The following is a 12233-nucleotide window of genomic DNA, read 5'->3' on the forward strand; positions in this document are numbered from 1 at the left end:
ACTGAATAAGCTTTTGAAGAGCCCGTTAATACTAATGGTTCAACTGGGTAAACAGTCATCAAGATTATTATTACAAAGCCTCTTACAACTCCCCATCTATTGAATTAAAAGACTTTTTGAACAAGAAGAGAAAACCCCTTAGCCAAGCCCAAAGCCTGAATAAGGGGTTTTATATTTGCTTTTTAGCCAAGCTGTTAAGCGATTCGCCCTGCGCGCAGCCATTCGGCCACACAGAAAGCCAGCTCCAATACCTGATCAGCATTTAAGCGGGGATCACACTGTGTGCGATAACAGCTGGCAAGGTCTGCTTCGGAAATTTTCCATGCGCCGCCGGTGCATTCAGTTACATGTTCACCGGTCATTTCCAAATGAATACCGCCGGGGTGACTGCCCTCAGCCCAATGTACTGAGAAAAAGTCCCGAATTTCACGCAGGATTTTATCGAAGTCTCGGGTTTTGTAACCATTGCCGGCTTTTACGGTGTTACCGTGCATAGGGTCTGTACTCCAGACCACAGAACGGCCCTCCCTTTGTACTGCACGTACAAGTTCTGGAAGCTTATCTCCCAGGGTGTCTGCGCCCATACGGGTAATTAACGTGAGGCGGCCAGCTTCATTCTCAGGATTGAGCTTGTCGATCAAACGCAGCAGCTCATCCGGCTGCATGCCTGGACCGACTTTTACACCAATGGGGTTGCACACTCCTGACAGGAACTCTACATGGGCTCCATCCAGCTGGCGAGTACGCTCACCAATCCACAGCATATGCGCAGAACAGTCATACCATTTGCCGGTGAGGCTGTCGGTACGGGTCAAAGCCTGCTCGTACTCCAGTAGCAGTGCTTCATGCGAGGTATAAAGCACGGTCTCACGAATTGCGGGGGTATTGTCAGAAGTAACACCACATACCGCCATAAATTCCAGGGCTTCCTGTAAACGCTCCGCCAACTGCGCGTATTTATCGCGCTGGGGATTGTTCTTGAGGAAGCTCAAATTCCAGCCGTGTACCTGGTGCAGATCAGCCAGGCCGCCCTGGGCGAAAGCGCGCAGCAGGTTGAGGGTAGCCGCGGATTGGTTATAGGCGGTAACCATGCGCTGGGGATCAGGCTGGCGAGCTTCCGCAGTAAAGTCGATACCATTGATGATATCGCCACGATAACTGGGCAGCTCAATACCATTCACAGTTTCAGTATCTGCGGAGCGCGGCTTGGCATATTGACCTGCCATCCGTGCCACTTTTACTACCGGTAGATTACCGGCGAAAGTGAGTACCACCGCCATTTGCAGTAATACTTTAAAAGTATCGCGTATGCGGTTTGCGTTGAAGTCAGCAAAAGATTCAGCACAGTCGCCGCCCTGTAACAAAAACGCCTTTCCTTCCGCTACCTGGGCCAACTGACGGCGTAGCTCGCGCGCTTCGGCTGCAAATACCAGAGGCGGATGGCCAGCAAGCTGTTTGGCTACCTGGGTAACATCATCGGTGGAGGTATATTTGGGCTGTTGGTGTGCGGTGAAGTTTCGCCAGCTCTGAGGGGTCCAGATTTGGGTGGGGGATTCAGACACTGGGGCTCCTAGCTCAACTTCCATCTTTCACTCTTACTTCTTTAGATAAATCTTAAGGGATGAGCAGTACGCTCACCCCCAAATGTGCCGAATTTACAGCACGCTGGCAACCGCCTTGCAGAAGTATTCCATATTGTTGGAGCTCAAGCCGGCAATACTGATGCGGCTGGAGTCCACCATATAGATGGAATAGTCCTTTTGCAGCTGTTGCACCTGCTCTGGACTAATGCCCAGGAAGGAGAACATGCCTTTCTGCTGGCGGATAAAACCGAAATCGCCTGCGGCTCCGGCAGCCGCCAGACCTTCTACCAAACCTGCGCGCAGCCCGTTGATGCGCTCACGCATCTCGGTAAGCTCCGCTTCCCAGTTCGCTTTCAGGCCTGCATCTGTAAGGATAGATTCCACAACCGCAGCACCGTGGGAAGGTGGCATGGAATAGTTCCCGCGAATTGCACTCAGCATCTGGCTGTGGCCTTTATCGGCACTCTCACCATTGGCATAGATCACCATGGCCAGGCCAACGCGCTCACGGTAAAGGCCGAAGTTTTTGGAGCAGGAAGCAGCTACCAGCATTTCAGGTACAGATTCCGCCATCAGGCGCAGGCCGTAGGCGTCGTCTTCCAGGCTTTCACCGAAACCCTGGTATGCCATATCAATAAACGGAGTGAAACCCTGTTTCTGGGCCATTTCCGCCAATACTTTCCACTGCTCACGGGACAGGTCCGCGCCACAGGGATTGTGGCAACAGGCATGGAACAGGACCACATCGCCTTCGCCCACGTTCTTCAATGTCTCCACCATTTTGTCGAACTGCAAGCTGCTGGTGGCGCGATCGTAGTAGGGGTAGCTCTTGATATTCAGGCCAGCATTCCCCAACAACGGCACGTGGTTCGCCCAAGTGGGATCGCTCACCCATACGGTAGCTCCTTCCTTGGCGCGGTTGATCAACTCCGCCAAAGCACGCAGGGCGCCGCAACCACCGGGCGTTTGGGCAGAGCGTACGCGGCCACCTACCAGGGCGGGATGTCCGGCGCCTAGTACCAACTCCTGCATCACCGAATTGAAGCCTGGTGTACCGGCTGGGCCGATATAGGCTTTGGTTTCCTCACTTTGTAACAAGCGAGTCTCCGCTTCCTTTACCGCCTGCAAAACCGCGGTGTGGCCGGCCTCATCCTTGTAGACCCCTACCCCAAGGTCGATTTTGCTGGGGTTTTCATCCGCACGATAACTGGCCAATAGACCCAGGATGGGATCTGGCGGGAGGCTGCTTAAATGCTCAAACATCTGAAAACTCCTTTATTTATCCTATTTATTCATCGATCAAGCCGCGCTCGGACCACTCTTTAGCGCGAACCAACAGTTTTTCGATAATGCCATCCAGTTGCTCCCTCTCCTCACTGGAAAGGGAGGCGATCAAATCATTTTCGTATTGCTGCGCAAGCGGCACTATGCGCGCGTAGACTTCCCGCCCCAACTCAGACAAGTTCAACACCTGACGCCGGCGGTCTGCAGGATCTTCGCTGCGGGTGATGTAATCGTTCTTTAGCAGCGAGGAAACAGCCCGGCTGATTGCCACTTTGTCCATGGCCGTTTGCTCTACCAACTCTGCAGCAGAGAGGTCAGGAAAACGCCCGAGGATGGCCATCACCCGCCACGCGGGGATGGTGAGATGGAAGCGTGCACCATAGGCTTGTGAAATGGCGTTACTCACACGGTTTGAGAGTACTGACAGGCGGTATGGCAAGAATTTTTCCAGGCGCAACTCATCCTGCTTTACCGCCGTTTCCGGCGTATTTTGGTTATCAATCATGGCTGCTCTCACACCTGCCTGTCTGGGAATCCGGGTTGTACCAGATGCTCAATTTAACTAACATTGGTTTCAATTGTAACCACTGTACACGCAAATATTGCGCTGGGATTACTTGGAGCACCGGACAAAATTGGTCGCACAGTATAGGGTTTTTTGCGCCATCTTTGTTAACCCAATGCCGGTTAAACGCAAGAAATATGCGCGACACTGTTGCAGAAACGATCAACTTTCCACCTGCCGATAAGCGCCCTGCCCAGCATAAGCGAGGCCGCCCATGAACAAGTGGATACGCTTTCCCCGCATTGAAGGTGAAACCAGCCGCCAAGCCCATGCAGACTTTCCAGCCAATACTTTTGAAAGGGAGATGGGCAAGGAAGGTTTCTTTGGCCCCTGCACCCATTTCTACCACAGCCATCCCCCGACCGGCTGGAGCAAATTTGAGGGACCACTGCGTCCTCATGCTTTTGATGCCACTCAATTGGTCCACAAAGGCAGTAGCCCCTGGGATCAAAAGCCAATTCTACGCAACAACAACAGCCTCGTAGGCCTGTGGACCTGTAGTGACCCAATGGACCACTTGGTGCGTAATGCCGATGGAGACCTGCTGCTCTTCATACATAATGGCAGCGGAGACCTTTACTGCGATTTTGGCCACCTGAGCATTCGTGATGGAGACTACATTGTGCTGCCGCGAGGCACCATGTGGCGTCTGGCTCCCACCCTGGATGAACCTCTGGAATTGTTAATGATCGAGGCAACTGGCGGCCACTTCCAGTTGCCAGATAGGGGCGTTCTTGGCCCGAACGCGATCTTTGATCAGGCGATTCTCGATGTCCCCAAAATTGATGATGGTTTTAAAGCCCAGCAGGGAGACACTGAATGGCGCGTGATCGTAAAAGCCCGCCAGCAGCTCTCTACGATTATTTACCCCTTTAACCCATTGGACGCCAGGGGCTGGACCGGCGATAACCTTGTGGTACGAATTAATTGGCGGGATTTACGCCCACTTATGAGCCACCGCTATCATCTACCACCCTCTGCACACACTACCTTTGTTGGGCCCGGTTTTGTGGTGGCTACCTTTGTACCCCGCCCGCTGGAAAGCGATCCGGGTGCACTCAAGGTACCGTTTTTCCACAATAACGATGATTATGACGAATTGATTTTTTACCATCGCGGCAACTTTTTCAGCCGCGATAATATTCATCCGGGGATGCTTACCTTGCATCCCATGGGATTTACCCATGGACCCCACCCTAAAGCTTTCGCCGTTGGCGCCAAGCGTGCAAGGAAAGAAACCGACGAAGTCGCGGTAATGATCGATAGCCGCACACCGTGGGACATACTGCCTGACGCCCATGCGATAGAGCTGGCAGACTATGTTAATTCATGGAAAAACGAGTGACTCGAGACACGACTGAAAAGTGTTCTTAAAACCGGCAATTTATGTTGCCAAAGCAATAACAACGAAAGAAAGGAAAGAGAATGGATCTTTACGGATATTTCCGCTCCTCAGCGAGTTACCGGGTTCGTATAGGCCTGAACCTGAAAGAACTCGAGTATAACTACCACCCAGTGAACCTGTTAAAAGGTGAGCAGCTGAGTGATAGCTACCAAAGCCTCAACCCGCAGGGGTTAGTGCCCACACTTAACGAGAACGACTTTAGCCTTACCCAGTCTATGGCCATACTGGAGTGGCTGGATGAAGCTTATCCGCAACCGCCCCTCTTACCAAAGGGGCGCGAAAACCGCGCCCACATTCGCGCACTGGCTCACACTATTTCCAGTGATATTCAGCCTGTACAGAATCTGCGCATCCTCAAGTATCTGCAGGCTGAATTTAAGATTAGTGACGAGCAAAAAATACAGTGGATTCAGCACTGGATTCACTTGGGTTTCTCAGCACTGGAACAAGAGCTAGACCCCAAGCCCTTCGCAGCTGGCGATAAACCTGGACTCTTTGAATGCTGCCTATTACCACAAATCTATAGCGCCGAGCGCTTCGGTATGGAAATGAATAACTATCCGAAAATCCAGAAAATCGCCGAAGCCTGTAATGAACTACCGGCGTTTATCGACGCACGTCCGGAAAATCAGCCGGATAGCACTCTCTAGACCCGTTATGTTGTTCATAAGGGCACTTGTTAAAACCAAGCGCCCTTATGCCACTTTACCGATCGCTAAGAACAAGCGCATACCACTTCCAGCGGCTGTCGAGATAGTCATTCTCTGATAAACCCAATTCTCATTACCCATATCTATTGGCAGGCCTAGTTACCGCAAGAGGTCACCATAAATTTTTTTCCAGTTAGGATAACTCATTCATATTTCCAGCTGGTTTGGTAGTTAAATAACTTGTCACGCAGATATTTGATAAGGTATCGAGCTACAATGGAACGCTCACACCGCCTGGGGAAAAAGAGTGTTTTAGTTGGGGTTACCGCTATCAACTGACAGCATAGCCAGGCCCTAACTCATTGATAATAAAGATAATGTCGTAAGGAAGTCACCTAGATGCCCGTTCCCGACAGCTGCGAAATTCACTATAAATATCTCCAAAAGCCAATTTAAAGGAGCTGTATGATCATCAGAAAACTAAGGCTTCAACGCGGGTGGTCTCAAGAACAACTGGCCAGAATAAGCGGGCTCAACATCAGGACTATCCAGAGAATAGAGCGAGGGCAAAACCCTAGCCTTGAATCACGGAAAGCTTTAGCTGCTGTTTTTGAAATCGACTTATCAGAACTACAGGAGAGCGAAGTGAATACAGAGCAGGATATATCCGACAGAGAAAAGCGGGTTATAGAACACGTTCGCGACATTAAGGCATTCTATTCCCACGTAATCACCTATGTACTGGTGATAATTGGTTTGTTCATACTGAACCTGATTACATCGCCAGGTTACTTTTGGGTGCTATGGGCCGCACTTGGCTGGGGCATAGGTTTAATATCTCACGGCATGAGTGTATTTGAGGTATTCAGCTTATTTGGGCCCGAGTGGGAAAAAAAGCAAGTGGAAAAGAGGCTGGGGAAGAAACTCTAACTTTCATTAAAAATACGCACGCTTAAAAAGCCGGAAATTGTGAAGAACTCAACAAAAGTTCAGATATATTCTTTACAGCTTACCGGCGTCATATGTTCTTCATAAGTTGTTCATATAATCCAACTTTAACTACCTATTTCCATAGCAATAAAAAACATTCAACATAAGCGGATACCCCAATGTCGAAGCCCTTCATCAGCAAACTTATTTTGTCAGCTACGACACTGTTAAGCTCTTCAGCTTTTGCTAGCACAATACTGGCCGTAGCAGACCCAGTACAATCCAGCCATCGCATTGATCAGCTTTACTACCTGCAACCCCATAATAGTTATGAGCGCTTAGCCAGTGGGGAAACACTAACTGACTGGCTGGATAAGGGCTTCCGCTCCCTTGAACTGGATGTAGTTGATCACGGCCCATGGCAAGGCAGCAGCCACGGCCCCTATGTCGCCCATGGTCAGAGTGATATCGGCAATCATATGTGTAAAAGTAACGGCGGAGATGATCGTCTGGAAAACTGCCTGGACGACATTAAGGCATGGCTTGCCAATAATGAGCTTGATGCCCCACTGATGCTGTATATTGACATGAAGCCGAATAGCAATTGGTTTGCAGCATGGTATGCGGATGAAATTTATCTGCTGGATCAATATATCAAGCAAGAGTTGGGGGGTCTTCAGTTCAGCTACCAGGATATGGTCAATCACCTTAAACAAAGCTCAACTTCAACAAATTATCGCAGCACATTAAAGAATATCGGCTGGCCTACTATCAGCGAGCTTTTCACTAATGGTAAAAAAGTTCTGGTAATTTTCACTGGGGGGCAATCGGGTAATGTCAATGGTCGTATGGAATCGGCGCTGGATAACTACCCTCTACATGCCTTCCTCTGCCCTGATGTAGATACTACCGATCCTGAAGAGTTTTCTGGCAATATAGACTCCATGGATTCCAGCAGCTCCCAGAGGATATTTTGCGGTAATGTAAAAGCCGGCGATCATTACCAAATAACAGCCAATGAAGCGGCGAACAGTAAACAATTGATGCATTTGTGGAGCAGCTCTGGCGATTTCAGCAATAGAGATTTTGGCTATTCCTATATCGCGGTTGCACACGGCGCTACCGCTATTGGCATGGATCCAAATACTGTCAATGACACGCCGAGCTATACCAGCCAAGCCATACCCTTTGTCGGTGTGCGAAGAAGCCTACCTGGTTATTTTCGCATCCAGTCCATTCAAAATCCAAATCTCTGTATGAATGTTTCTCAAGGCTATGGCAATGGCTCCAACCTTACTTTGGCCAACTGCAACTCGAGCAACGAACAACAGTTTGTCTACACCGCTGAGGGGCAATTAAGACCTAAAGGCAACAATAAATACTGTGCCGATTACAACTCAGGCTCTGCCGACAATGGTGACAAAATGCACCTTTGGGATTGCGATGGTGGAAACTCAGAAAAATGGCAGGTACAGGAAAACGGGATTATTCAAAATCGCGACAAAGACTGGCAATACTGCATTGATACACCAGGGGCAAGTGCCGACAATGGAGAACAACTTCAAATTTATAAGTGCAACAGCAGTGACACTGGACAGAAATTTTCCCTGAATGCTGTAAATGAATGGAAACAAACAAGCTTTTAAGTGTTGCTTTTTATTCGGACTCTCAGGAGTCAAGAATAAAGTAGAGTATTGTTGCAGTAGGCAAAGGCATCGGTCTTAAGATTGACCAAAGACCGACCGCCTTACAGTATAACTGCCTGTTAACCTGGGTATGCAGAAATCTTTTAACATACCCAATTAAATCAGTAGTCAGTTCAGTTCGCCAGCTTCACACTGCATCCAGTCACCGAAGGTACCGTCACCTGCGGCTATCCAGGTTTCATAGGTAAAGATAAGCTCCGAAATCCCCTTAATGCTAATGGAGAAGTGGAAGCCTTATCATCAATGCCAATACAAGGAGTAGTCGGCATCCAAGTTTGGAAGTTAAGAGATTCACAGGCTCAGACCAGCTGTCCTCGTATAGAAATCCTCACTCAAGTAAGCTCTCCTATCTCCTATATGAAGGGCTCATTTAGTTTGAGTGCAAAAATCCAATCCAGAAGGAGGTTTGTACAATCAATTAAGGCACCCCATCACATCAAGTTGAGGTGCCCTTTCGTACTGCTCAGTTCACGATCAGGTTATGTACAGTAAACATCTCCCATATGTCAAGATTCTTGCGATTTGCATTTGCACCACCGTTTTCTTCAGCAACAATATAGTTACCATGTCGGACATTGAATAAGGAGATCCGATCACCATCCTCCAAACAGCCTGTTCTGTCCGTATGATTAATTAATTTAAATGTTTCCCAGCTATATCTGGCAGAAACGGCTACATCAAGTGCTCCCCATTCTTGGGCACCATAATAATAACCATCGGTGGTTTGCAGCCACACATCGTCACCATCGACAAAGCAGCCCTGCTGGTTGCTATTACCGCTGAGAATAATAGTCTCATGGCTTCCGATTGTTGAAGCATTGGCATTGACTGTTTGCCCACTACCACCATTATTAGTTGCGGTCAAATATTTACCATGGTGGCCCCTTAAAGCAATTTTCATTGATTTAACCGCGGGTTTACCAATAGCTATATAGCCCACTACGGCTTGCAGATTTTCTCCTTTTTCTTTGTGGGCCTCTTGCACCATTAAACTAATGTCAAAAGAACCTGTTTGTTTATCCTTGATACGAGTACCAATTGTTTCATTCATATTCTTGCCTTGCACTTGGCTTACTAGGAAGTAATCCTGTAAATCAATACCTACGGTTTGAAACTCAGGGGTACCAGTTAGATTATCTTCCAGCAATACAGCATCCACATGAATTTCAGCGCCATTAGCTGTTGTATAAGTGCCGGCTTCCATCACCACATAATGCAGAGTTTCAGGCAAGTGAACACCATCATTCCATGAAAATTCTGCTACCCGAACCTCAAAACTATTGGAGGTTATATTGCGAATTTCAGTCGTAACAGGGTCGGGACCGGCGATACCAATGACAGAAGTGAATACCACGGGGTTGGTATAGCTAAAATCCAGCTGAACTGTGGTCCATTCGTGGTCTACGGCATAGACTTTATCCGCTTCCCCTCCAACAAAACGTCGATTCTGAAAATGCACCACATCGATTTGCTCGCCGCCGTGGTCAGTTTCAGTATCCAAAGATTGCTCCTCCACATTCAGCAGAAAGCACTCGCCGTTAGCGTCTTCCGATATTTGTGAAATAATTGGATCAGAACCATGGTAGCTCACATTTTGATGTAGAAGAATATCATTGGAGCTTTCACAGTTACCTTGGCCTGTACGAGTCAAATTACTAGTTACATCATTTACCTGGTAACCACGTACAGATGCCGTTTCTATGGTAGATGAGCTATTGGCACCCGCCAGATTCCACATTTCCTGGTCGGTTAAATCATCAACATTGGCTTCCCAACTGTAACCCAGTGTTTTTCCGTCTACCTCGAGAGTAGTTTCCCATACATGTCGCTTATCTGCCCAACTCCAACGCCACTTGCTCTGGATCTTGGCTTGTGAAACTGTGAATATAAAATTACTAAAATCTCCATGAGTCTGAGTATTACCAACAACGGTTGCCCAAACCTGCTCGTCGTCATTGCAGCTGAAAATCTCTATAGTTTTTCCGTGATCTATAAAGGTTTTTGTATCCTGGCAATGACGATAGACAGCTACGTAACCTTCCCCTTCTCTTGCAAATAACCAGTTATTGAAGCTGGATGTTTCATCAAACATATCAGCTGGCCAAGTTAAATTAACTGATTCCGTAACAAAGTCATCAATCGGTAGAAAATCCGTGGCGTTACCTACGCCATCCATAAAGCGCAACTCCATAGCCGGCTTGTACAAAACCAGAGCCACATTCTTGTTTTGCTTGATATAGGGCAAGTTCGTATTCATCATATTCTGGCCACCAGCTTTCCAACCACCATTTCCCGCTCCTGAACGTGTGGTAACCTGAAGCGTGCCGGTTGTGGCAACCCAAGGCTGTTGTTGCCAACCGGCATTGCCCGCATGGTAATCTTGGTAAGAGCTCAACTGCACTACACCATGGCGATAGAGATCCAAGGTTTTTTCTGAAATTATAGAACTGGTAGTAAAAGGCGCACTGGTCTCCGTAAGCAGGACTCCAGACATATCCACCAAATCATCTGCTAGATTAGATTCCACGATAATATCTTCAAAAAAGAAATTTAATCCGGCAACAGGCGTCAGGTAGTATTCCAACATTTCGTCAAGCAGTTCAGGGTGAGCATAAGCACCAGCAGATTGGGAAAAAATAAGCTTATCTTGCAAATCTAGACCTGCCCACACCGAATCCACCTCAGTGATGGGGTGGCCTGAGTAATAGCTGATATTGACCTCGCCACTTAGTTTTTCCAGACGATTATAAGCAACACTGCTAACATCAAGGCTAGTCATGGCAAATATATCTATATGGTTACCAGCGGTAAATTCCTGTGGACCCATGCCGGTGACTAAAGCCATATACTCTGAGAAGCTATTTTTCATAGTGTTTACTCCTCCATAGCTTCCCGCATAGGACCTTGAATCTGCAGCCGTTGCAGCGCCAAGATCATTTGTCACCATAGCTATATCATTGAGAAATATTAATGCGACCTGCCCGGCTAGCTCCTTAATCTCCTGATCCTTGGCATAGTCGTAAAGATTTAATAGCGCGGATATCGAAAATCCACTATAGGTATTTGAAGTAGACTCATAAACACCATATCGTCTTTTAACTTCTAAATAACGTATAAGGCGCTCTTTGATTTTCTCTGGCCCGCCCCCAATATTCCATCCCTCCATTTCCCATAACAACCAGCTAGTGGAAAGCCACATAAGCACATGATTTTCAGAGGTATACACACGTACTTGCTCGGTGTCTTCGTCCTGCCAATAAGGGAGCTTACTAATTTCATTTAGAATCAAGTCATCGTACTCATCACTCTCCGCCAACACACGAATATATAGAATCAACTGCATGTCTGGATTTTTATAAGCATGCTTGCCCGGAGTGAAAAGTTCTGTTAATCGCTGAGCCAATGCTGCCCTATCCAAGGGCAAACCAAGATAAGCCCTGAGAACCATGTGGTCATTATTTGGCTCCTCTCTCGCTGAATCGAAAACTCGCTCTATATAGGCCGCCTGGCGCTCACGAAAGGCTGCTAGATAGGCTGGGTATGATCCAGTATCGTAGTCTGCTAAAGTCCACGGCTGTGCGCCATCTTCAGAGTTTCGGGGCCCCGTGCTAAACCAATCAGATATATCGACATCAAGGCCAAAATAATTTAGTGCAGTAACTGAGTTATCAGCTACCCCAAAGAAAAAATCAAGTGACCCCTCAACTGAATTTGTCAGGCCATCATATAGCCATTCACCAGTGTCTACTAAGAATCCTACAGAGGCAGTTGCGGCATCCTCTACTGTAGTAACCACATCTTCGATAGTTTCTTCAGCACTCTCCTCAACTTTATCCCAGGTTTCAGCAATCCAGCTTGTGAAATTATCCCATATGCCTGCATGAGCGTACGTGGGCATAATTAGGCTAAATAGAAGCATGATATACACGATATACAGGCCGGCTCTCTTAAAATTCATAACTAAATCCTAAATTTAATTTTTTTGATAAAAGGATATGCCGAACAAGATCTCCCGCCCTTAACACCGAATAAAAATAATTAATGAGAAAGTTAATTATCAATAGAGCATTACATTTCCTATGAAAAAACATCTAAACCCTGATGCAATAG

Annotated in this window: 8 protein-coding genes; 4 read left to right on the plus strand and 4 right to left on the minus strand. The window is 47.5% G+C overall.

Annotated features, from left to right (window positions below; all coding sequences use genetic code 11):
* Positions 1–194: 194 nt before the first annotated feature.
* From ACJJIP_RS12690 to ACJJIP_RS12700, 3 genes are all read right to left on the minus strand, one after another.
* A complete protein-coding gene (locus ACJJIP_RS12690) occupies positions 195–1562 on the minus strand; it encodes a class II 3-deoxy-7-phosphoheptulonate synthase (protein ID WP_026305277.1) in 1368 nt (455 codons plus the stop codon).
* A 93-nt stretch (positions 1563–1655) separates the two neighbouring features.
* Positions 1656–2846 (minus strand): amino acid aminotransferase, encoded by a 1191-nt coding sequence (locus ACJJIP_RS12695; RefSeq protein ID WP_020414897.1) that lies wholly within the window; start codon positions 2844–2846, stop codon positions 1656–1658.
* Between the two features lie 25 nt (positions 2847–2871).
* Positions 2872–3372, minus strand: coding sequence for a MarR family winged helix-turn-helix transcriptional regulator (locus ACJJIP_RS12700; protein WP_020414896.1), 501 nt, complete (start codon positions 3370–3372; stop codon positions 2872–2874).
* A 274-nt stretch (positions 3373–3646) separates the two neighbouring features.
* On the opposite strand from ACJJIP_RS12700, the gene ACJJIP_RS12705 reads away from it, so the two are divergent.
* The 4 genes from ACJJIP_RS12705 (at position 3647) to ACJJIP_RS12720 (ending at position 8063) form a co-directional block, all read left to right on the plus strand.
* A complete protein-coding gene (locus tag ACJJIP_RS12705; protein ID WP_282951008.1) occupies positions 3647–4777 on the plus strand; it encodes a homogentisate 1,2-dioxygenase in 1131 nt (376 codons plus the stop codon).
* Positions 4778–4857: 80 nt separating this feature from the next.
* On the plus strand, positions 4858–5487 hold the full coding sequence (gene maiA, locus ACJJIP_RS12710; RefSeq protein WP_282951009.1) for a maleylacetoacetate isomerase: 630 nt from the start codon (positions 4858–4860) through the stop codon (positions 5485–5487).
* A gap of 465 nt (positions 5488–5952) precedes the next feature.
* Positions 5953–6417, plus strand: coding sequence for a 2TM domain-containing protein (locus tag ACJJIP_RS12715; RefSeq protein ID WP_020414893.1), 465 nt, complete (start codon positions 5953–5955; stop codon positions 6415–6417).
* A 179-nt stretch (positions 6418–6596) separates the two neighbouring features.
* Positions 6597–8063, plus strand: coding sequence for a ricin-type beta-trefoil lectin domain protein (locus ACJJIP_RS12720; RefSeq protein WP_444945282.1), 1467 nt, complete (start codon positions 6597–6599; stop codon positions 8061–8063).
* A gap of 523 nt (positions 8064–8586) precedes the next feature.
* Here ACJJIP_RS12720 and ACJJIP_RS12725 read toward each other — a convergent pair.
* Positions 8587–12081 (minus strand): fascin domain-containing protein, encoded by a 3495-nt coding sequence (locus ACJJIP_RS12725; protein WP_444945283.1) that lies wholly within the window; start codon positions 12079–12081, stop codon positions 8587–8589.
* Positions 12082–12233 lie beyond the last annotated feature (152 nt).

The sequence above is a fragment of the Microbulbifer variabilis genome, assembly GCF_052467165.1.

Coding starts and splice junctions, on each gene's coding strand:
- ACJJIP_RS12695 (WP_020414897.1), bottom strand. CDS start 2,846: ATGTTTGAGCATTTAAGCAGCCTCCCGCCAGATCCCATCCTGGGTCTA.
- ACJJIP_RS12700 (WP_020414896.1), bottom strand. CDS start 3,372: ATGATTGATAACCAAAATACGCCGGAAACGGCGGTAAAGCAGGATGAG.
- ACJJIP_RS12705 (WP_282951008.1), top strand. CDS start 3,647: ATGAACAAGTGGATACGCTTTCCCCGCATTGAAGGTGAAACCAGCCGC.
- maiA (WP_282951009.1), top strand. CDS start 4,858: ATGGATCTTTACGGATATTTCCGCTCCTCAGCGAGTTACCGGGTTCGT.
- ACJJIP_RS12715 (WP_020414893.1), top strand. CDS start 5,953: ATGATCATCAGAAAACTAAGGCTTCAACGCGGGTGGTCTCAAGAACAA.
- ACJJIP_RS12720 (WP_444945282.1), top strand. CDS start 6,597: ATGTCGAAGCCCTTCATCAGCAAACTTATTTTGTCAGCTACGACACTG.
- ACJJIP_RS12725 (WP_444945283.1), bottom strand. CDS start 12,081: ATGAATTTTAAGAGAGCCGGCCTGTATATCGTGTATATCATGCTTCTA.